The organism is Streptococcus sp. HMSC062H02, from assembly GCF_001813005.1.
Taxonomy (GTDB): Bacteria; Bacillota; Bacilli; order Lactobacillales; family Streptococcaceae; genus Streptococcus; species Streptococcus oralis_S.
This window is the reverse complement of sequence record NZ_KV811100.1, coordinates 22,475-41,911: the sequence shown is the minus strand read 5'-3', so window position 1 is coordinate 41,911 and position 19,437 is coordinate 22,475. Positions and strand designations below refer to the sequence as shown.

General features: G+C 41.4%; 23 protein-coding genes. 2 read left to right on the top strand and 21 right to left on the bottom strand.

Going from position 1 to position 19,437, the window contains the following annotated elements; all coding sequences use genetic code 11:
* Positions 1-169: 169 nt before the first annotated feature.
* The 9 genes from tpiA to HMPREF2885_RS02145 all read right to left on the bottom strand — a co-directional run bounded on the left by tpiA (position 170) and on the right by HMPREF2885_RS02145 (position 7,092).
* A complete protein-coding gene (gene tpiA, locus HMPREF2885_RS02185) occupies positions 170-928 on the bottom strand; it encodes a triose-phosphate isomerase (protein WP_070535622.1) in 759 nt (252 codons plus the stop codon).
* A gap of 96 nt (positions 929-1,024) precedes the next feature.
* Complete coding sequence (locus tag HMPREF2885_RS02180; protein ID WP_000220744.1) at positions 1,025-1,702, bottom strand: DnaD domain-containing protein; 678 nt, start codon at positions 1,700-1,702, stop codon at positions 1,025-1,027.
* Positions 1,703-1,710: 8 nt separating this feature from the next.
* Entirely contained in the window at positions 1,711-2,655 is a 945-nt protein-coding gene (gene metA, locus HMPREF2885_RS02175; RefSeq protein WP_001122695.1) for a homoserine O-acetyltransferase MetA, read from the bottom strand.
* A 181-nt stretch (positions 2,656-2,836) separates the two neighbouring features.
* Entirely contained in the window at positions 2,837-3,349 is a 513-nt protein-coding gene (locus HMPREF2885_RS02170) for an adenine phosphoribosyltransferase (RefSeq protein ID WP_001049316.1), read from the bottom strand.
* Between the two features lie 176 nt (positions 3,350-3,525).
* Entirely contained in the window at positions 3,526-4,215 is a 690-nt protein-coding gene (gene rplA / locus HMPREF2885_RS02165; RefSeq protein ID WP_001085678.1) for a 50S ribosomal protein L1, read from the bottom strand.
* Positions 4,216-4,312: 97 nt separating this feature from the next.
* Positions 4,313-4,738 carry a 50S ribosomal protein L11 gene (gene rplK, locus HMPREF2885_RS02160; RefSeq protein WP_001085808.1) on the bottom strand — a complete coding sequence of 142 codons (426 nt, stop codon included), beginning with the start codon at positions 4,736-4,738 and terminating at the stop codon, positions 4,313-4,315.
* A 122-nt stretch (positions 4,739-4,860) separates the two neighbouring features.
* Complete coding sequence (gene ldcB, locus HMPREF2885_RS02155) at positions 4,861-5,577, bottom strand: LD-carboxypeptidase LdcB/DacB (protein WP_000747739.1); 717 nt, start codon at positions 5,575-5,577, stop codon at positions 4,861-4,863.
* A 14-nt stretch (positions 5,578-5,591) separates the two neighbouring features.
* The gene (locus HMPREF2885_RS02150) at positions 5,592-6,053 is read right to left on the bottom strand and encodes an HIT family protein (RefSeq protein ID WP_070656952.1); all 462 of its coding nucleotides are present in this window, start codon (positions 6,051-6,053) and stop codon (positions 5,592-5,594) included.
* 1 nt (position 6,054) lies between these two features.
* Entirely contained in the window at positions 6,055-7,092 is a 1,038-nt protein-coding gene (locus HMPREF2885_RS02145; RefSeq protein WP_001076930.1) for a M42 family metallopeptidase, read from the bottom strand.
* A 139-nt stretch (positions 7,093-7,231) separates the two neighbouring features.
* Between HMPREF2885_RS02145 and HMPREF2885_RS02140 the strand changes: the two genes are divergently transcribed.
* The gene (locus HMPREF2885_RS02140; protein ID WP_000844329.1) at positions 7,232-7,783 is read left to right on the top strand and encodes a DUF1307 domain-containing protein; all 552 of its coding nucleotides are present in this window, start codon (positions 7,232-7,234) and stop codon (positions 7,781-7,783) included.
* A 316-nt stretch (positions 7,784-8,099) separates the two neighbouring features.
* Positions 8,100-8,651 (top strand): DUF1307 domain-containing protein, encoded by a 552-nt coding sequence (locus HMPREF2885_RS02135; protein ID WP_000860700.1) that lies wholly within the window; start codon positions 8,100-8,102, stop codon positions 8,649-8,651.
* 48 nt (positions 8,652-8,699) lie between these two features.
* Here the strand turns inward: HMPREF2885_RS02135 and brnQ are convergent, their stop codons facing one another.
* The 12 genes from brnQ to HMPREF2885_RS02075 form a co-directional block, all read right to left on the bottom strand.
* The gene (gene brnQ, locus HMPREF2885_RS02130; RefSeq protein ID WP_049549958.1) at positions 8,700-10,025 is read right to left on the bottom strand and encodes a branched-chain amino acid transport system II carrier protein; all 1,326 of its coding nucleotides are present in this window, start codon (positions 10,023-10,025) and stop codon (positions 8,700-8,702) included.
* Positions 10,026-10,210: 185 nt separating this feature from the next.
* Positions 10,211-10,498: a rhodanese-like domain-containing protein gene (locus HMPREF2885_RS02125; protein WP_049549959.1), complete on the bottom strand. Its 288-nt coding sequence runs from the start codon at positions 10,496-10,498 to the stop codon at positions 10,211-10,213.
* On the bottom strand, positions 10,495-11,085 hold the full coding sequence (locus HMPREF2885_RS02120; protein ID WP_049549960.1) for a uracil-DNA glycosylase family protein: 591 nt from the start codon (positions 11,083-11,085) through the stop codon (positions 10,495-10,497). The genes HMPREF2885_RS02125 and HMPREF2885_RS02120 overlap by 4 nt, the downstream gene beginning before the upstream one ends.
* Positions 11,086-11,138: 53 nt before the next feature.
* Positions 11,139-12,539, bottom strand: a complete 1,401-nt coding sequence (pepV, locus tag HMPREF2885_RS02115) for a dipeptidase PepV (protein ID WP_049549961.1) — start codon at positions 12,537-12,539, stop codon at positions 11,139-11,141.
* Between the two features lie 12 nt (positions 12,540-12,551).
* Positions 12,552-13,157: a nitroreductase family protein gene (locus tag HMPREF2885_RS02110; protein WP_049549962.1), complete on the bottom strand. Its 606-nt coding sequence runs from the start codon at positions 13,155-13,157 to the stop codon at positions 12,552-12,554.
* A gap of 143 nt (positions 13,158-13,300) precedes the next feature.
* A complete protein-coding gene (locus HMPREF2885_RS02105; RefSeq protein WP_000880830.1) occupies positions 13,301-13,594 on the bottom strand; it encodes a hypothetical protein in 294 nt (97 codons plus the stop codon).
* Positions 13,575-13,967, bottom strand: a complete 393-nt coding sequence (locus HMPREF2885_RS02100) for a hypothetical protein (RefSeq protein ID WP_000438034.1) — start codon at positions 13,965-13,967, stop codon at positions 13,575-13,577. Before HMPREF2885_RS02100 ends, HMPREF2885_RS02105 begins: the two co-directional genes overlap by 20 nt.
* The gene (locus HMPREF2885_RS02095; RefSeq protein WP_070656951.1) at positions 13,949-15,160 is read right to left on the bottom strand and encodes a triacylglycerol lipase; all 1,212 of its coding nucleotides are present in this window, start codon (positions 15,158-15,160) and stop codon (positions 13,949-13,951) included. Before HMPREF2885_RS02095 ends, HMPREF2885_RS02100 begins: the two co-directional genes overlap by 19 nt.
* A 4-nt stretch (positions 15,161-15,164) precedes the next feature.
* A complete protein-coding gene (locus tag HMPREF2885_RS02090) occupies positions 15,165-15,572 on the bottom strand; it encodes a hypothetical protein (protein ID WP_070656950.1) in 408 nt (135 codons plus the stop codon).
* Between the two features lie 286 nt (positions 15,573-15,858).
* The gene (locus HMPREF2885_RS02085) at positions 15,859-16,713 is read right to left on the bottom strand and encodes a metallophosphoesterase family protein (RefSeq protein WP_070656949.1); all 855 of its coding nucleotides are present in this window, start codon (positions 16,711-16,713) and stop codon (positions 15,859-15,861) included.
* Positions 16,703-18,550 (bottom strand): excinuclease ABC subunit UvrC, encoded by a 1,848-nt coding sequence (gene uvrC, locus HMPREF2885_RS02080; protein ID WP_070656948.1) that lies wholly within the window; start codon positions 18,548-18,550, stop codon positions 16,703-16,705. Before uvrC ends, HMPREF2885_RS02085 begins: the two co-directional genes overlap by 11 nt.
* A 91-nt stretch (positions 18,551-18,641) precedes the next feature.
* Positions 18,642-19,343 (bottom strand): M57 family metalloprotease, encoded by a 702-nt coding sequence (locus HMPREF2885_RS02075; RefSeq protein ID WP_000498548.1) that lies wholly within the window; start codon positions 19,341-19,343, stop codon positions 18,642-18,644.
* Between the last annotated feature and the right edge of the window lie 94 nt (positions 19,344-19,437).

Here is a 19,437-nt window from a genome sequence, read left to right as displayed (position 1 = left end):
TATTTTTGCAACCATATTTATTGATTACTATCTCAGTATACTACTCCTAGTAGACAAAAGCAAGAAAATTAACCCATATTAAAAAAGTTGTAATTGACTGATAATTTAAGAAAAATATACAGTCTTTATAAAAAAGACAGTCTTAGAAGACTGTCTGGAATAACTGAGATTATTTTACAAAGTCAAGCAATGCCAAGAAGCTTTCAGCTTCAAGTGACGCACCACCAACAAGGGCACCGTCAACGTCTGGGCAAGCCATGTATGAAGCAACGTTCTCAGGTTTAACTGAACCACCGTATTGAACACGAACTTTGTCCGCAACTTCTTGACCAAAGTCAGCAGCTACAACATCACGAACGACTTTACACATTTTTTGTGCATCGTCTTGTGAAGCTGATTTACCAGTACCGATAGCCCAGATTGGCTCGTAAGCAATAACTGATTCAGCAACTTGTTCAGCTGTCAATCCAGCCAATGCAGCAGAAACTTGAGCACCTACAAACTCAGCAGCTTTACCAGCTTCGTAAGTTTCAAGTGACTCACCACAACAGATGATTGGAAGCATACCGTTTGCAAAGATTGCTTTTGCTTTTTTGTTGATATCTTCGTCAGTTTCATGGAAGTAGTCACGACGTTCTGAGTGACCGATAACAACGTAGTCAGTACCGATTTCTTTCAAAACTTGTGGGCTAGTTTCACCAGTGAAAGCACCTGCATTTTCAAAGTAGCAGTTTTGAGCAGCAACTTTAAGGTTTGAACCTTTAGCAGCAGCAAGAACAGCTGTCAAATCAACTGCTGGAGCTGCGATACCTGCTTCAACAAGGTCTGATGAAGGAAGTTTTGATGCAACGGCTTCAACGAATGCTTTTGCTTCTTCTGGATTTTTGTTCATTTTCCAGTTACCAGCGATAAATGGTTTACGTGACATTTCACATACCTCTTTTTTCATTTTATTCACTATTATTCTATCATATTTATAAGGAGCTTGCAAACCTTACTCTAATTTTCAAGATTTTTCAAGCGACTAATCTTGCCACAAATTCATCGCATCGAGGAAATCAGCCGAAGCCTGAACTTGTTTGGGATTGTTGGCTTCTCGCTCTGCTCGTTTGGCCTCTACCTGTGCCACAGACTGAATACCTTCATGGCGCCAGTTTCGTAGGATTGCCTGAATATATTTCCAGTTTGGCTTGCCATTGAGAACAGCCTCTCGGAGAGCTTCCTTGATCAAATCCGCCTTAACTCCGTCTTCTTTGACTGTCTTAGAAAGATCTTCGATTTCGAACGGCGTTAACAAACGTCCTAATTCCTGCTGGAAAGTCTCAACCAAATCCTTCAATTGATTTTGCGGATTTGGGGCAGTTGCAGCTGGAGTGTGACTATCCAACAAGCTATCCAAGCGTTCAAATGCCAAACTAGCATCAAAAATCAGCTCAATCTCCCCATTTAGTTCAATGGTACGATATTGTAGTAGCCCATTTTCAGTTAAGTTTGAAATAGACTGGTTGACATCTGCTACCTCTTTGCCAATAATTTCAGCAATCTGGCTAGGTGAAACATCTCCTAAGGCTGTGGTATTTTGTAAATAGAAAAATTGCCAGACCAGAAAATCTTCGCTGGAAGGAAAGAGTTCCTTAAAATGCAAGAGCAGGGCACTTGGCAAAACCAAGTTCCCTGATTTAAAAGCGTCAAAATATGTCATAATTCCTCTTATAAATATCCAAATGAAGCCGCATCGTCCTCTACCTTTTTCCAGTCAAAAGGAGTTTCCTGATAGACAGCATAGTTAACCCAGTTACTGAAAAAGAGGGCAGCTGATGAAGACCAACAGAGACACGGTGTCTCATTCACATCATCATTTTTAAAGTAGTTCTCTGGGATATGAGGATCAAGTCCTGCCTCACAATCACGAAAATACTCTTTTGCTAGAGTATCACGGTCATATTCTAAATGACCAAAACTATAAATCTCACGAAGATCCCGACTGGCTAAAATTGAAACGCCGACTTGTTCTCCCTCAGAGAGGATTTCTAGATTGGTTTTTCCCAATATCTCTTCCTTATAGATTTCTGTATAACGAGAATGGGGAGCTACATAGCTATCATCAAAACCACGAAAGAGAAGATGGCCCTCTTTCAAGGTATCCTGCGGGTAAATGCCTGACAATTTCTGCTCCATCTGGTGTTTATCAACTCCATAGCGAGCATAAAGACCTGCTTGGGCACCCCAGCAGATATGAAGGGTCGAATAGACATGGGTCTTGGACCACTCAAGCACCTGACTGAATTCCTCCCAATAGTCCACTTCCTCAAATGGTAAATGCTCAATCGGAGCCCCTGTGATAATCATCCCATCAAAATACTCGTCCTTGACTTCAGGAAAAGTTTTATAAAAAGTCTCCATATGCTCTGCACGAGTCGTCTTGGAACGGTGGCTCTCCATATAGAGAAAGTCTATGTCCAATTGCAAAGGAGTATTTGCTAAATGCCGTAACAACTGGGTCTCTGTGACCACTTTTTTGGGCATTAGGTTTAAAATCAAAATTTTCAAGGGACGGATATCTTGGTGGGCCGCACGTTGATCATCCATGACAAAGATATTCTCTGTCCGTAAAATCTCAACAGCTGGCAATTTTTTATCAATTCGAATCGGCATAACCTTCTCCTAACTGTACTCTTTTAGAAATAATTGAATGTGTTTGAAGTCAAATCTCAAACACTTAGTCCTTTTATTATACTGCAAGAAGATATAGTTTTCAATTATAGTTTTTCTCTAACTAGCTATAGTTTGTTTATATAGCAGATGAAGAGAAAACAGCCCCAAGGACTGTTTTTCATTAATAATGCATAAGTACCTTGTAATCGTAATCTCCGATTTTTTCACGGCCTTTAAGCTCATCCAACTCAATCAAGAAGGCACAACCGGCTACAACTCCACCAAGTCTTTCAATCATCTCAATGGTTGCTTTGACAGTTCCACCTGTTGCCAAAAGATCATCTACGATGAGAACGCGTTGGCCTGGCTTGATTGCATCAGCATGCATGGTCAAGGTATCAATACCGTACTCTTTCTCATAGTCAGCAGAAATGACTTCACGTGGCAATTTCCCTGGTTTACGAACAGGTGCAAAGCCAATTCCCAACTCAAAAGCAACAGGACAGCCCACGATAAAGCCGCGAGCCTCTGGGCCCACGATCATGTCGATTTTCTTATCAGTTGCATACTGAACAATTTCACGAACAGCGTAGCTATAAGCATTTCCATCTGCCATCAAAGGGCTGATATCACGGAAGGTAATACCTTCCTTAGGATAATTTTCAATCGTTGCGATATAATCTTTTAAATTCATTTTTTTCTTTCTTTCAAAGTTTTTTACTCTCTATTATACCACATTTTTTGTGAAAGAAGAAGAGGAAAAGCACTATTCTATTGCTCCATCAGGCTATTAATGGAGTTATTTGCCCTGGTGTGAACTTATCATCAAAAAAACGAGCACATTCGTACTCGTTTTTAAAAATCTGTTAATTAAAGTGAGTTCACGTCAACCTTGATACCAACACCTTGAGTAGTTGTGATAGTCAAGTTTGTTACGTAAGTTCCTTTAGCTGTAGCTGGTTTTGCTTTTTGAATTGTTTCGTTGAAAGTTTTAAAGTTTTCAACCAATTTTTCAGCTTCAAATGATACTTTACCGATGATTGCTTGAACGTTACCTGCACGGTCAGCACGATAAGTAATTTTACCACCTTTAGACTCTTCAACTGCTTTAGCAACATCCATTGTTACAGTACCAGTTTTAGGGTTTGGCATCAAGTTACGTGGTCCAAGGACACGTCCAAGACGTCCAACAAGAGCCATCATGTCAGGTGTAGCGATAACTACGTCGAAGTCCAACCAACCGTCGTTGATTTTTGCAACAAGGTCATCTTCACCAACAAAGTCTGCACCAGCAGCTTTTGCTTCTTCAGCTTTTGCACCACGTGCGAAAACAAGAACGCGTGAAGTTTTACCTGTACCGTTTGGCAATACCATTGCGCCACGGATTTGTTGGTCAGCTTTTTTAACGTCGATGTTCAAGTTGTAAGCAACTTCTACAGTTGCGTCAAATTTTGCAAAGTTAGTTTCTTTTGCAAGTGCTACAGCTTCTTCTACACTGTATGCTTTTGTGCTGTCGATTTTCTCAAGAGCAGCACGAAGTTGTTTGCTTTTTTTAGCCATTTTCTATTCTCCTTGTAAGTGGTTCAATCGATTTTCATCTCCCACGTCACTTCTCGAAATGATGAAGTCTTGCGGGTTATATTGGGGGTGTTATTGATTAGTCAACAACAGTGAATCCCATAGAACGAGCAGTACCTTCGATCATACGCATTGCAGACTCAATGTTTGCTGCGTTCAAATCTGGCATCTTAGTTTCTGCAATTTCTTGTACTTGTGCACGAGTAACTGTAGCAACTTTAGTTTTGTTAGGTGTACCTGATCCTTTTTCAACACCTGCAGCTTTTTTCAAAAGAACAGCAGCTGGTGGTGTTTTTGTAACGAAAGTAAATGATTTGTCTTCGTATACTGAGATAACAACTGGAATGATCATACCAGCTTGGTCAGCTGTACGAGCGTTGAACTCTTTTGTGAATCCCATGATGTTGATACCAGCTTGACCAAGAGCAGGTCCAACTGGTGGAGCTGGTGTAGCTTTACCAGCAGGGATTTGCAATTTTACAAGTTTTTCGACTTTTTTAGCCATTTTTAAATCCTCCTTTGTGGTTTTGGCGGTAATTAAAGATTTTTACCTCCCACAAGTATGCTTTACACATACCTATCCATTATACACTATTTATCTAAAAATGCAAGAGAAAAATTACTTTTTTAATCGACGTAATCTCCGCCTTCAAAGCCGTAGTACTCTTCCAAACTGAGACCACTTGCAGCAATTTCTTTGGCTTCTTTTCCGACGTAGCGAAGATGCCATTCTTCCGCCATGTAGCCAGTCTCTTTTTCCTTGCCTTTGAGATAGCGAACAACAAAGCCATAGTCAGCCGCATGATCCAAGAGCCACTGAGCCGCCTTCCCCTCTGTCACCAATTCTCCATTAGTCCCAATCAAATCAAAAGCAAGACCTGTTTGGTGTTCACTATAACCTGGGCGAGCCGAGTAGCGATCTGCTGCTTCCTTACCGTCTTGATTCACATAGTCTTGATAAAGTTTGGTTTGGGTTTCATAACTTCTAAAACCACTGTAGTGATCGCTGATTGGGTAGCCAGCTGCTTGCATTGCTGCAATGAGCTTCAGCAATTCTGCTTTCGCTGTTGGATTTTCTCCTGGATTATAGTCTTTTGACAAAGGATAGTGCTTATTAGCTATGACGATTTCATCGTACTTCCCTTGAATACTATAGTAGTCTCCCTTATTGACAACTTCTGCCTTCTTCTGACTAGAGGCTTGAGATTTGCTCCCCACAGTTCCTTCAGGTTGACTAGTTTGTTCCGTTTTTTGAGTGTTTTCTTCATTTTTAGGTTTTTCTTGCGAACATGCTGCTAGTGTTACTGCCAGCAAACCAGATAAAACGATGTATCTTTTTTTCATTTTTTCTTCCTCTCTTATACCAAGTGCTTCTCTAATTCATCGGATAATGCTTTAATCATTTGTTCCAACTCATGGGATTTCACTTGGCAATCTTCTGCCGCCATTTCTTCCCAGGGCACCCACCAGACTGGACCACGGCCATTCAATCCATGACCTTTCATATCACCTGTTATTCTCGGAAAAAGATGCCAATGAGCGTGGGCATCTCCATTTCCTAGAAGTCCGATGTTCATCTTTTCAGCTTTAAACGTTTTGGCGACTGCTTCTTGGACCAGACTCATTTCCTCTAGAAAACGAAGTTTTACAGAGGTTTCCATCTGATGAAGTTCTGTGACATGCTCCTTTGCTAGAAATAAGGTATAACCCTTAAAGTATTGATGGTCTCCAATAACGACATAGCCTGTTTCTAGTTCTTTGACAAAATAGGGATTTTGTCCAGCTTTGATGAGTTCAATTCTCTGACAGATTAAGCACATATTAGTCTACCAATGCGCTCTTGAGATAGGCGTCGACCATACGCTCAGTCGCCATAACCGAATCAATGTGTGTTCGTTCGTAAGAGTGACTGGATTCAATACCAGCTCCAAGGAGGGCATGCTTGACCTCTGCTCCTGCTGACATAGCTGCGGAAGCATCCGAACCGTAAAATGGATAAATGTCGAGCTTAAATGGAATATCTTGCTCTTTCGCCAAAGCTACCAAGTGTTGACGGAAGTCATAGTGATAGGGACCTGAAGCGTCCTTGACACAGATAGACACTGTATACTCATCCGTCTGCTGGTCATCGCCCATAGCTCCCATATCTACAGCTAGATATTCTACTACCTGAGCTGGAATATTGGAATTGGCACCATGACCCACCTCTTCAAAGACTGAAAAAGCAAAATGAGTTGTTACTGGTAATGCTATCCCCTCTTCCTTATAAACACGAAGAAGATTAAGCAAAATCGCTGCGCTGACCTTGTCATCCAAGTGGCGGGACTTGATAAAACCAGTCTCTGTCACGACAGTTCTCGGGTCAAAACTGATAAAATCACCGACCTCGATGCCCAAGGCGCGGGTTTCTTTTTCATTGGTTACTTTTGCATCCAAACGCACTTCCATATTGTCCTGTGTGCGTTCAGCAGTTCCTGCATCTTTGTAGACATGGCAAGATGTCTGGTGGATGAGGATAGTTCCAGATACCGTTTTACCGGTACTAGCCACATGAACGGTACAGTTTTCTCCCTCAATCATGTTCCAAGGAAAACCACCGATACGGTCCAATTTGAGACGACCGTCAGGTTTGACAGCACGAACAATAGCACCCAGCGTATCCACGTGGGCAGTCACATAGCGTTGTTGCTCATCATTTTGACCTTTAATGGTCACATTGACACCGCCCTTGGCTGTGCGAACAGGCTGGTAACCAAGCTCTTCTAAAGTATGGACTAGGTAGTCTGAAATCTCACGAGTAAAGCCCGTCGGAGATGCAATAGCGGTTAGTTCTTTGATATAGTTTATAGTCTGATTCATTTCTTCACCTCTTTCCTACCATTATAACATTTTTCTAGTCAGACTCCTTCTCAAAAGGAGAAAAACTGTGTTTAGTTGCTTTCACTATAGATCCATGTTATAATACAAATACTTTGATTATGAAAGGAAAGTAACAAATATGAAATCATACTTTAAAGTATCGCTAGCCCTTGTGGCTTCACTTGTCCTCCTGCTCGGATGTTCCAAACAAGCATCAACACCTGCAAACAGCAGTTCTAAAGAAGACACAACAACTCAGTCAAGTGAGAGCAAACAAAGCACTGAGCAATCTTCTGAGAAGAAAGAAACAGCCAAGACACATACTTTTGTCAACAAAAGCAATCCTGGAATCACTTCTACCTTGGTTTATACTGTAGAAGGCGACAATGTTACCAAGCAAACCGCTCAGAATGTTGCAGATCCTGAAATCCTTGGTGCAACTCCAGAAGAGGTCAAGAGTACACTCGAGGATACCTATAAAGGTTATTACGGGCTAAAAGGTGTTAAACAAACCATTGAAATCAAAGATGGAAAAGTTGTTCAAGATCTCGAAGTTGATTACTCAACTGCAAGCCTTGACGAACTTAGAAAAGCACTCCCTGAAGAATATCCTGGTATTGGAAATCGTGTCAGTTTCTCAATCACTAAAAATGGACTAGAGACACTGGGATTCACAGAAAAGACGAACTAATCTCCTAAAATTCTATATAGACTAGTGTAGGGCCACCCCAAAAGTTAGACACAACTCTAACTCTTGGGGTATTTTACTATATTCCTAACTGATGAGTCCAATAGATTCCTCCAAATCCCATAAAAAGTGCATTTAAAACTTCCCACTTTTCAATCCATACGATAAAAGTTTTTTGAAATAGATAGAGACAAAACTTTAATCCTCTGACTAGTTTCTGTTCATTGTCATGTCAGGTCAGATGAGAGGGGAGGTCTAGTTGATTTTGTAGTAGAATCATGTTATAATACAAAATACTTTGATTATGAAAGGAAATTCTATGAAAACTTATATTAAAACTTCACTAGCCCTAGTGGCTTCACTTGTCCTCCTGCTTGGATGTTCCAAACAAGCTTCTACACCTGCTAGCAGCAGTAGCAAAGAAGACAAAACAACTCAGTCAAGCGAGACCAGACAAAGCAGCCAACAATCATCTGAAAAGAAAGATGAGACAGAAACTCATACATTTGTCCATAATAGCAAACCTGGAATTCATTCTACCTTGACTTATACTGTGAAGGGAGATGACGTTGTAAAACAAACTGTTCATAATGTATTCGATCCTGAAAAACTTAATAATACCGCGGAAGGTATTAAGGAAATTGTTGACGATACTTATAAAGGTTATGAAGGGGTCAAAGGGGTTACACAAAAAGTTGAAATTCAAGACGAAAAAGTTATCCAAAACATCGAGGTTGACATGACTGTCGCGAGTCTTGACGAATTGAAAAAAGCAATGCCGAACGAATATTCTGGTATTGGAAGCCGTGTAAGCTTTGCTGCCTCGAAAAAAATGCTTAAAGAAGCTGGTTATACTGAACAAACCAACTAATGAGTCGTGCTCATACAAAAAATTCTTGGTCGATGACCAAGAATTTTTTCATTCCATCTCAAAAACGTCACTCTCTTGTTTGTTTGGTAGAACCAATGAAAGCAAGATTCCAATCATAGCTGGCACTAACCATGGAAGAGAGGCTGACGCAAACGGAAGGGCATTAATCAGATTTTCTAGAAACTCAATCTTAAAGGAACTTCCAAGGACACTTGCAAGAGCAATAGCTGTAACAAGTCCAATGGTTAACTGCATGCCCGGTTTTGATAGGGCGACAAACTTATTCACAATCACGATCATCACAATGGCGATGGTGATTGGGTACAAGATTACCAGTACTGGCACTGAGTACTTAATTATTGCATCAAGACCAAGATTTGCAATGGCAAATCCAATCAAGGTAAAGGCTGTTGCATAGACCTTGTAGCTGATTTGTGGGAAACGTCCGTTAAAGAACTCTGCTGTCGACACAATCAATCCAACTGTCGTTGTGAAGCAGGTTACAGTTACCATAACAGCAAGGAAGAGTTGAGCTGTTGAACCAAAGATTTCCTGAGTTGCTTGCGACAAGATATAAACACCTGGTGTTCCACCCTTCATCGCTTCTGCTGGTACTGGGAAGTGATTTCCAAGGAATCCTAAACCAATGTAAAGAGCGCTAAAGGCAAGAGCTACAACGATACCAACAATCCAAATGGTTGAGATGTACTCTTTCTTACTTGAAAATCCAAGTTGTTTCAAGGTTTGAACAGCGATGACACTGAAGGCCACTGAGGCTAGGGCATCCAAGGTGTTATACCCTTCTAGGAAACCTGTCCCGAAAGCAGATGCTTGATAGGCTTCTGAAGCTACTTGAGGACTTGTTCCACCATATTTAAAGGAACCTAGTACAACTAAGATAACGATAAGCAAAGCAAAGACTGGTGTCAAGATACGTCCGATACGATCCAAGATTTTTGATGGATTGAGCGAGATCAAATAAGCTGCGGCAAAGTAAAGCACGGTAAAGATAATCAATCCTAGGCCTTTATTTGCTTCAGACAAGAGGGGGCTAATCCCAACTTCGTAAGCTGTTGTGGCTGTACGCGGAATGGCAAAGAAGGGACCAATTGATAGATAGAGGACTGCAAGATAAAGCGTCGCAAACCAAGGTGAGATTTTCTTAGAAATCTCATAAATGTATCCTTTAGGATTGAGCGTTCCGATGATAAGTGTCAAGACGGCAATACCAACACCTGAAAAGACAAAACCTGCGATGGCAGGAAGAAATTGTTCTCCAGATAAAGCACCTAGAGAAGGTGGAAAAATCAAGTTTCCCGCACCAAAAAATATTCCAAACAGGAGCAAGCCTGTTAGGGCACCTTTTTTAGCCATAAAAATCTCCTTCAAATTTCTAAAATACTGACCTAGTATACCATGATTAAGACTCTGAAAAAAGTATCCAAAATTAATCATTGAATGTTTTCAATATTTTTAAAAATAAGAATTATCTAAAAACAAAAATCCCTCACTCAGTTGGAACCGAGCAAGGGAAGATTAGGATCTATCGCTATATAGCTTTAAAGATTTTCAAAGGCCGTCATTCCACCTTGGACATTGATAACGTCATAACCCTGTTCAGCTAGAAATTGACAAGCACGCGCTGACCTCATCCCAGATTTACAAATGACATAATGCAAGAGGTCCTTGTCCAATTGATCATAGATATCAGTCAATTGACTAAGTGGTAGGTTCTGAGCACCTTCTAAATGAAGCGTCTCGAACTCTTCTACTTCTCTCACGTCCACTAGAGAAAGTTGCTCATTTTGATAAAGCTGGTAAAAATCGTTAAAAGTAATTTCTTTCATTTTGTTTCTCCAAGAATCTTTTGAATTCTTTTTTTCAAATCTGGCACCACTTCTGACTCAAACCAAGGATTCTTAGCCATCCAGATTTGATTTCGTGGTGAGGGGTGCACCAGAGGGAAAAATTCTGGTAGATAGTCTTTGTAGCGTTTTACCCGCTCTGTTACCTTGCCACTAACCTTCTCATGAAGATAATAGGCCTGGGCATATTGTCCAATCAAAAGGGTCAATTCAATATTTGGACATTCCTTGAGGAGTTGTGGGTGCCATTTTTCGGCAAAGCCTTTACGGGGGGGAAGGTCGCCCGATTTTCCATGTCCTGGGAAATAAAAGTCTATGGGAATAACTGCAAACAAGCCCGAATTGTAAAAGGTGTCTTCATCCACACCTAGCCACTCACGCAAGCGATCGCCACTCTTATCCTTCCAATAAATCCCAGCTTCTTGCGTTTTAAGCCCAGGAGCCTGACCGACAATATTGATGCGGGCAGTTTTTGGCGCCGCAAAGAGAGGTTCGATTCCACGTTCTGTATAGCTGGTATTTTGCGGATCCGCCATAATGGCTTGCTTGATTCTTTCGATTTGAGACATCTGTTTTCCCTCCAAAAAGAAGTCCAAGCATACAATCTCAGACTTCTATCGTTTTATTTGATCAATTCATAAATAGCTTCTGCATAGATTGCTGCTGCTCGGAAGAGATCGTCCAAGGCGATAAATTCATTAGCTTGGTGCATGGTGTCAATAGAGTCTGGGAACATGGCACCGTAGGCAACTCCACGTTCCAGCAAGCGACCAAAGGTACCACCACCGATGACTTGCTCGTGACCTTGGAGACCAGTTTGTTTTTCATAAACATTCAACAAGGTTTGAACGAGTGGATCTTCCATTGGTACATAGTGAGGGGTATGACCGTGTTCAGAAAGGCTAACAGAAGCAACTGGTAAGTTTTCAAGAACTGACTGGATTTGCTCTGGACTTGTTCCTTTTGGATAACGGAAGTTGAGGGCAATGGTATTGTCAGCACTTGTTTCATCAAAGCGGAAGACACCGGCATTCATAGAAAGGGCACCCATCTTTTCATCTACATGAGCAACCTTGAGATTTGTACCCTCATGGTCGTTCAAGAGAATCTTACCAGCGATGTTAAGGTAGTCTTTTGCAGGTCCTGCAAAGTCAAACTGGCTGAGGAAAAGGGCAAGATAGGTCGCACCATTGACACCTGATGCAGGCATAGCACCATGGGCTGATTTACCAATGATGGTGACCTTGTATTTGCCAGCATCTTCTTGAATTTCTCCTCTGAGTTTGTATTCTGCAACAAAGGTATCTAGTTTAGCTTGCAAGTCAGCCAGGTCGCCTGAAACGACTGCTGTTGCTGATTCAGGTACCATGTTTTCACGCAATCCACCTCTGAAGCTGTGAAGACGGGCTGCACCTGTATTTTCACCTGCAAAGTGAAGATATTCCGTGATGTTCCCTTTTTCACCATTGATGATAGGGAATTCAGCGTCTGGAGAGAAACCGAAGTCTGGTTTCGCAAGTCCTACATGTTCAAAGTAGTAGTCCATGTCTGCCCAACCTGATTCTTCGTCTGTTCCGACGATGAAACGAACTTTCTTAGAAGTTGGAAGTCCCAATTCTTTGATGATTTTCAAGCCATAGTAACAAGCTGTTGTAGGTCCCTTGTCGTCTGAAGCTCCACGCGCATAAAGGCGACCGTCTTTGATAGTTGGTGTATAAGGGTCCGTTTCCCAACCGCTACCAGCTGGCACCACGTCCATATGGGCAAAGATTCCGAAAACTTCTTCTCCTTCACCAAACTCAAAATGTCCTGCGTAGTTATCAACATTTTTAGTTGGATAGCCATCGCGGTCTGCGATTTCAAGGAATTTTTCCAAGGCTTTTACTGGACCAGGTCCAAATGGATGCTGCGCATCTACTTTGCTGTCATCACGTTCTGAGTTGATTTCCAAAAGGCTAAACAAGTCAGCCAAGAGCTCTTCTTTGCGTTTTTCTACTTCTGCTGTAAAATCAATTGCTGTCATTTTTTCTTCCTTCTATCTTTTCTCGATGATTTCATCCACTGGCAAGCGGTAGCTTGGTTCCAATTTTTCGTCTGTGTAACCCACTGTAATCAAGAGTTCTGGGCGGAATCGGTCTTCAATGTCCAAAACTTCGTTGGCTTTTGATTTGTCAAATCCAAGAATAATGTTAGAACCGATTCCCTGGTCAGTCAAAGCAAGAACTAAGTTCATGGCTACTAGTCCCACATTAAGGGCCAAGTAGTCACTAACTTGCTGTTCACTGTAACGTGCAAATTCAGCAGGCAGATTCTTCATAAAATATTGAAGTTGCTCTTCAGAAAAGTTATTAGCGCCGCCAACTCGGGCAATCTTACGAGCACGTTTAGCCAAATCTGTGTCTGTAAACAAGGCAATGGTTACAGGCGCTGATGATACCTGTTCAAAGTTCGAACCATAAGCCAATTTTGCCAATTCAGCATTTTTCTCACGAACAACCACAAACTTCCATGGCTGGCTGTTGTGGGCACTTGGGGCCAAGGTTGCGATTTCGATAGCCGTACGCACATCTTTGGGATCTACCGGTTTATCAGTAAAATGCTTAGTCGCATGACGTTTTTTATTTAATTCAAGAAATTTCATAATCGATTTCCTTTTCTAATTCTACTGCATCCATTCTACCATATTTTGAAAGAGCTTGCAGAGATTTTTCATAGGAAAAGCAAGAGCAAAACAAACTGCTCTGTGCAGTTTGTAATAATTATTCTATATCACTCACCATAAAATTAGCAAATGGAATCATACTGAGATAGCTTCTCCGTTGTCACTTCTTCCAACTTTTTCTTTACCTGACCTTTTATGGCCGTATCCATCTGTGATTTTATTTTCCCAATAGCGACTTTTGTCTCCTCCGCACTTTCTCTCACTTTTTCTTTATAGTTGGTTTGCAAAGAATTTTTTTCCTTTAAGATTACTGTCGCCATTGTATAGATTCTATTCCTCTCCATCATGCGATACATCTGACGTAAAGCAAATTCATATTCTTCATCTGTGTAATATTCATTTAATGGTGCGAGCATATGACCTCCTTAAATCTCCGATTGTCTGTTCTAACTCATCTTGCTTTTTACGATAATCTCTATCTAACATCTCTTCATGGTACTGCAATTCATCTTCTCTACGCCTACACGCAAACTGAGAATCCTCCATCAATTGTTGCAAACTCCTATAAAACTGTTCTCCATCTTGGTAACTGTGTTGTCCCTTTTGAAGAAAGACATCCATTTTGCTAGCTTCGTCTTCAATGATTCGGGCAAGGCGGTCTCGACGTTCATAGAGTTCGTTATATTGATTCGTAAAAGTTGCTTTCCGCTTTAGATACTCATCTTCCAAATCATAATGCTCTTTTTCTTTTGCTTTTAACTTTTGGAAGACTAAATCCGACTGTTCCATTTTCTAAATTCTCCTGCCAATTCCTTATCTGTGGCCAGTTTACTCTCAATGACTTGGATAATCTGTTGGTTAAGGGTATCAAACTCTGTGGCTAGTTTTTCAGCCTTTTGATTCATTTGCTCAAAATCTTGCTTAACTGAACCGACAATCGTATCCTGAGTCACACCCGCAGACGCAAAAGTCGATAGAACTTCATCATAACTCAGGTATCGGAAACTACTAAAGTCAAGCTGATTCCATAGTTCTTGTGCTTTTGACACCACCTCTTCTTGAAGGTGCTTGACGTCGTCTGCACCAGCTCGAGCCGCATTAGCCATTCCTTCCCCTAGAGCCATTCCCTGCAAGCTATCCAAGTATATCTCTTCCCTACTTGACAAACCATCTGCCGAGAGGTAGCTTTTAATTTTTTGGTAGCGGTACATACCCGCTGTTGCTTCTGCTAATGCCGTTACTTTGAGATTTGTGACACGTTTTCCATCCAAATCAACTAGCTGGCCATTCTCATCAAATCGCCACTGGGACAAGTTATGATATTCTAACTTGTCACCCCAGTTATCTTTTGCAGGGTAGATGTAGGGAAATATAGCTGTTTGAGTCGTATTTCCCGTAATATTGCCAATAACATCATACTTATGACGGAAATTGCGAAATTGTTTTGGATGTTCTTGCATGTACTTGATTTCTTCTTTTGAAATCAAGTTATGAATATCTGGCCCGTTATACCCAACATTGGCATAACCTCGCTTTAAAGCGACATACATAGCCAGAGACTCTCCAAGCGAATGCCCCGCAGTTGTAATTTTAGCAGAGGGATAAGTTTTTTCGATTTCTTCCGCAAAACTCAGAGCCGTTTGAAATTGAGATTTTCTAAATGTCTTTGTTTTCAAATCCGACAACACCTGTCTATCACCAAATCCTATTGATTGGATATCTGTTTGGATATCAAGCCGATCGTCTTTATTCGTCCCTGCATAAGCAATCACTACATGGCTATAATCCACATTCCCATTTTTATCCACAGGAGCAACTGCCATCGCCTGCATACCGTTGGAGGTGTTATCTATGGGTTTAGAGATTACTTTAAACCGATCGTTTGCAACTAATCGTCCCTCCTGAATAGGATTACTCACCTTACCAGAGTCAACATCGTAAACATCATCTACTATATATCTATAATCTTCTTCTGTAACCATATAGTTATCTCTCCTCTAAGTAGATAATTTTTACTGCTATATCATACCCAGCTTCTTCTTTGTGTTCTCTCTTTATGAATTCTGTTGGTGAATAATTAGAACTTCTTATTTTCCCATTCTCATTTAAAGAATCTATTTTGACAGATATATCATATTGATTATTTACTTTAGCAGTAATCCTCCAACTCCCGGTGCTTTCATTTCTTTGAAATTCAACAAACTTCACTCTCTCAATCTTTTGTCCATCAGCTAAATCATAGTTACTAACTAAAAACTTTGCTACCCTATCCTGTTCGATTCTCATTTTCTCTTCCAATGTTTTTTCTTTTGGATGATTCAAACTAAACATTATAACTCCTCCTATAATACAGATTACTAAAGCAATAATACCCCATTTTTTACGCTTATTCATTAACACACCTCCTTATATCATTCTATAAAGCAACTTGGTCTTAATTACCTTATAATATAGGACCAATAGCCACTATGGTCTTGTGCATTGAATTCAAGTTTAGCATAGTTCACTTACGATTTCCTTTTCTAATTCTACTGCATCCATTCTACCATATTTTGAAAGAGCTTACAGAGATTTTTCATAGAAAGAAATTGGAACAAGGATGAGTAACCAAACGAAGTCCATCTTTTAAATCAGGGAACCCCTCATCCAGTTCCAACTAATTTTCAGGGGTTTAAAGAAACTAGTCTACCTTATATTCTGACTTTATAGTCTCCAAAAATTTCTTCACATCCTCCACATACCCATGCTTTTCAATTAAACTAGCTAAGAGTTCCAGATTGTGCCCCCGATAGTTGTCATCTCGACGTAGTTCTTCATACATTTCGATAAAAGGAAGCCCCTTGGACTTGGCCAATTCTAACTCTGCTTCATAATCATAGGAAACTTTTCGGAATAGAATGTTTACCAATTCCCCATTTTCCACTTCTATCACAGCATACTGGGCACGGTGATTTTTTAACTTTTCCCAATCAAAATAGGGCATGCCAATGGTACCTGGATTGATGATTTGTTGCCCTTGACTTCCATAACGAAGCAACTGCTTGTGGACATGACCATAGATTGCCACGTCCGTTTCCTCATCTAGGAGTTGGTCAAATTTCTCTGTATCATTCCCAACAGACAGATCCCCACCATAGTTTTTTTCAGGCAAATTATGAGAAAGAGAAAAGCGCAGCCCCTCAACTTCTTTCTTTTCTAGCAAAGGTAAGCTTCGTAGCCAGTCAATCGTTTCAGGATCCATTCGCTCCATCAAAAACTGGGTCAATCGCATGAGCTGGACTTCCTGTGGGTCTTCCAAGCCATATTGCCCATCTAAAGCCTCAAGGACACAATCATCCCAATTGCCTCGAACACTTGCAGTGATAGGCAGTTCCTTTAACAGAGCGATCAAGTCATTTGCACCTGGACCAGGGAGGAAAATGTCTCCCATGAGCCAGTATTCACTGACTCCTTGTGCTTTAGCATCTGCAATCACTGCTTCTAGCGCCGACGCATTGCCATGAATATCTGATAGAATTGCGATTTTATGGTTCATAATGATTTCCTTCCGTTTGGTAATCTACTCTCTCTTCCGCCACTTGAGCCAACTCCACTTCTTCCTGAGGATTCAACATTCTCTGAACAGCTTCTGCGACTGCTCTTGGCACCCCAACTTCGACAATTTCATCCACACTGGCTTCCTTGATTTTAGTGAGAGATTTAAAATGCTTCATGAGATTCTGTTTGCGTTTAGGTCCTAGACCGTCAATCCCATCCAGTTGTGATGAAAAGGAGTTTTTGGAGCGCAGTTGGCGGTGGAAAGTGATAGCAAAGCGGTGCACCTCATCCTGGATGCGTTGGAGAAGGAAAAATTCCTGAGAATTACGAGACAACTCCACCACCTCAAGCGGATCTCCAAAGAGCAGTTCATGGGTTTGGTGCTTGTCATTTTTTTGCAGCCCAGCAATTGGGATATCCAAACCCAGCTCCTCTTGGATGACCTTCTTAGCAATATTGACTTGCCCTTGTCCCCCATCAATGACAATCAAATCAGGAGGAGTCAAGCCGTCACGTTGAACTCGACCATAGCGTCTGCGAATGACTTCTCGCATACTCGCATAATCATCTGGACCCACAACCGTTTTTATCTTGTACTTACGGTAATCCTTCTTACTCGGTTTACCATTGACAAAGACCACCATAGCAGACACTGGACTGGTTCCCATGATATTGGAGTTGTCGAAGGACTCAATGCGAACCGGAGTTGGTATTTGGAGCAAACGCCCTAGATTTTCAATAGCTCCCTGAGTCTTTTCGACAGATTTTTCTAGCAGATTGAACTTCTGCTCCAGACTAACACGAGCATTTTTTATGGCTAGATTGACCAGCTGTTTTTTCTCTCCACGCTGGGGTTTGACAATCTTGGTATCCACCAAGGCCTTGACTGCTTCTTGGTCAATATCCTGCGGAATCAACACTTCATTGGGAACCAGGTGAGATTTTTCTTGATAGAATTGTCCCACATAGGTCAAGAAGTCCTCATCCGGATCATTGTAGTAGGGAAAGAGATTGACATCACGTTCAATTAACTTGCCCTGACGGACAAAGAAAACCTGCACACACATCCAGCCCTTGTCCACATAGTAGCCAAAGACGTCACGATTTTGGAGATCCTTGGCCATGACCCGTTGCTTGGTCCGAAGCGTTCCAATGGCCTGAATCAGGTCACGGTATTCCGCTGCACGTTCAAACTCCATACTTTGAGCCGCCTTTGCCATCTTCCCCTTGAGGTCATTGATGATTTTGTCATCCTGCCCTTTTAGGAAATCAGAAACCTCCTGAGCCATGGACTTGAAATAGGACTCATCTTTTTTACAGATAGTATGGGCCATACACTGGCCGATATGGTAGTAAAAACAGACCTTAGACGGTGGATTAGTACACTTGCGAAAAGGAAAAATCCGATCCAAAAGTCGCTTGATTTCATTGGCTGCCCCCACATCTGGATAGGGACCAAAGTAAAGACCGCCGTCCTTCTTGACCTGACGGGTGATAATCAAACGAGGATAGCGCTCATTTGTGATTTTGATGAAAGGATAAGACTTGTCGTCCTTGAGCATGATATTGTATTTAGGCTTATTCTCCTTGATCAGGTTGATTTCTAAGAGAAGCGCCTCAATATTAGACTCAGTAACGATAAATTCAAAATCCACAATCTCAGATACCAGAGCCTCTGTCTTGGTATCATGACTGCCACGGAAATAGGACCGCACGCGGTTGCGCAGATTTTTAGCCTTTCCTACATAAATGATAGTGCCGTTTTTATCTTTGTGAATGTAACAACCAGGGCTAGTCGGCAAGAGCTCCAGTTTTGATTTGATCAAGTTGTTCATAGTTCCATTATAGCAAAAAGGCCGTAACAGGACGAACAAAAAGCCCCACCGATCACTTGATGGAGGAGCTTTGATTTTATTTTAGATTCATCTAGTCGCTACTGGTATAGAATTCTTGAACAGCTTTCACATCCCGAGCCTGAATTCCATAGTAGGAACCTGCTGGCTGCATGACAGAAGTCTCGTTGGTGTGATCCAATCCGATGGCATGCCCCAGCTCGTGCTCCGCTGTGTGCACGATCCGTTCATAAGAATAACCATAGTTTGGATTGGATAGATAATAGTGATTCAGACGAACCGTTACAGATATAAATTGATTGGTTAACAAATTGGTTTGACTCTCGGCTTGACCTGCTACAGCGGTCGATCCATCATTCATCTCACTTGCCACAATATCTGCCTGGCTAGGATCCGCAACCACCTCAAAGGTAAAGGCTCCCGTTTGATTCCAGTTTTTTATGGCTTCTGCATAGGCACCTTGGAAGGTTTCATCCATTTGAGGCTCAATATAGATGCGAGCTGAGGCTTGAGCCCACTTGCCTTCTGCATGTTGGTGACTGTCTGTCTGAGACAAGACTTCCAGCGTTCCCGTCTCCTTCCATTGATTCCAGCCACCTTGACCAATCTTGCTCATTTTTTCAACCTGATTGACCGCAGAATGAAAATCACCTGTCAGATACCAAACCACTCCAAAGGCAATGATCAGTAGAATGACCACAGTCCAAACCAGACGCCAGAAGAAACGCCAAATTCCCAAAAGAAATCGGAAGAATAATCGAATAATCCAGAACATGACGCCCCACCTTTCATAAAAATAAGAACCTATCTTGAAATCACATTCTCCTTGATCAAGATAGATTCTCTATTTTACTGAAGAAAGCTGAAAG

What these genes read in the sequence shown, in the direction of transcription:
- tpiA (WP_070535622.1), bottom strand. Translation starts at nt 928, where the DNA reads ATGTCACGTAAACCATTTATCGCTGGTAACTGGAAAATGAACAAAAAT.
- HMPREF2885_RS02180 (WP_000220744.1), bottom strand. Translation starts at nt 1,702, where the DNA reads ATGACATATTTTGACGCTTTTAAATCAGGGAACTTGGTTTTGCCAAGT.
- metA (WP_001122695.1), bottom strand. Translation starts at nt 2,655, where the DNA reads ATGCCGATTCGAATTGATAAAAAATTGCCAGCTGTTGAGATTTTACGG.
- HMPREF2885_RS02170 (WP_001049316.1), bottom strand. Translation starts at nt 3,349, where the DNA reads ATGAATTTAAAAGATTATATCGCAACGATTGAAAATTATCCTAAGGAA.
- rplA (WP_001085678.1), bottom strand. Translation starts at nt 4,215, where the DNA reads ATGGCTAAAAAAAGCAAACAACTTCGTGCTGCTCTTGAGAAAATCGAC.
- rplK (WP_001085808.1), bottom strand. Translation starts at nt 4,738, where the DNA reads ATGGCTAAAAAAGTCGAAAAACTTGTAAAATTGCAAATCCCTGCTGGT.
- ldcB (WP_000747739.1), bottom strand. Translation starts at nt 5,577, where the DNA reads ATGAAAAAAAGATACATCGTTTTATCTGGTTTGCTGGCAGTAACACTA.
- HMPREF2885_RS02150 (WP_070656952.1), bottom strand. Translation starts at nt 6,053, where the DNA reads ATGTGCTTAATCTGTCAGAGAATTGAACTCATCAAAGCTGGACAAAAT.
- HMPREF2885_RS02145 (WP_001076930.1), bottom strand. Translation starts at nt 7,092, where the DNA reads ATGAATCAGACTATAAACTATATCAAAGAACTAACCGCTATTGCATCT.
- HMPREF2885_RS02140 (WP_000844329.1), top strand. Translation starts at nt 7,232, where the DNA reads ATGAAATCATACTTTAAAGTATCGCTAGCCCTTGTGGCTTCACTTGTC.
- HMPREF2885_RS02135 (WP_000860700.1), top strand. Translation starts at nt 8,100, where the DNA reads ATGAAAACTTATATTAAAACTTCACTAGCCCTAGTGGCTTCACTTGTC.
- brnQ (WP_049549958.1), bottom strand. Translation starts at nt 10,025, where the DNA reads ATGGCTAAAAAAGGTGCCCTAACAGGCTTGCTCCTGTTTGGAATATTT.
- HMPREF2885_RS02125 (WP_049549959.1), bottom strand. Translation starts at nt 10,498, where the DNA reads ATGAAAGAAATTACTTTTAACGATTTTTACCAGCTTTATCAAAATGAG.
- HMPREF2885_RS02120 (WP_049549960.1), bottom strand. Translation starts at nt 11,085, where the DNA reads ATGTCTCAAATCGAAAGAATCAAGCAAGCCATTATGGCGGATCCGCAA.
- pepV (WP_049549961.1), bottom strand. Translation starts at nt 12,539, where the DNA reads ATGACAGCAATTGATTTTACAGCAGAAGTAGAAAAACGCAAAGAAGAG.
- HMPREF2885_RS02110 (WP_049549962.1), bottom strand. Translation starts at nt 13,157, where the DNA reads ATGAAATTTCTTGAATTAAATAAAAAACGTCATGCGACTAAGCATTTT.
- HMPREF2885_RS02105 (WP_000880830.1), bottom strand. Translation starts at nt 13,594, where the DNA reads ATGCTCGCACCATTAAATGAATATTACACAGATGAAGAATATGAATTT.
- HMPREF2885_RS02100 (WP_000438034.1), bottom strand. Translation starts at nt 13,967, where the DNA reads ATGGAACAGTCGGATTTAGTCTTCCAAAAGTTAAAAGCAAAAGAAAAA.
- HMPREF2885_RS02095 (WP_070656951.1), bottom strand. Translation starts at nt 15,160, where the DNA reads ATGGTTACAGAAGAAGATTATAGATATATAGTAGATGATGTTTACGAT.
- HMPREF2885_RS02090 (WP_070656950.1), bottom strand. Translation starts at nt 15,572, where the DNA reads ATGAATAAGCGTAAAAAATGGGGTATTATTGCTTTAGTAATCTGTATT.
- HMPREF2885_RS02085 (WP_070656949.1), bottom strand. Translation starts at nt 16,713, where the DNA reads ATGAACCATAAAATCGCAATTCTATCAGATATTCATGGCAATGCGTCG.
- uvrC (WP_070656948.1), bottom strand. Translation starts at nt 18,550, where the DNA reads ATGAACAACTTGATCAAATCAAAACTGGAGCTCTTGCCGACTAGCCCT.
- HMPREF2885_RS02075 (WP_000498548.1), bottom strand. Translation starts at nt 19,343, where the DNA reads ATGTTCTGGATTATTCGATTATTCTTCCGATTTCTTTTGGGAATTTGG.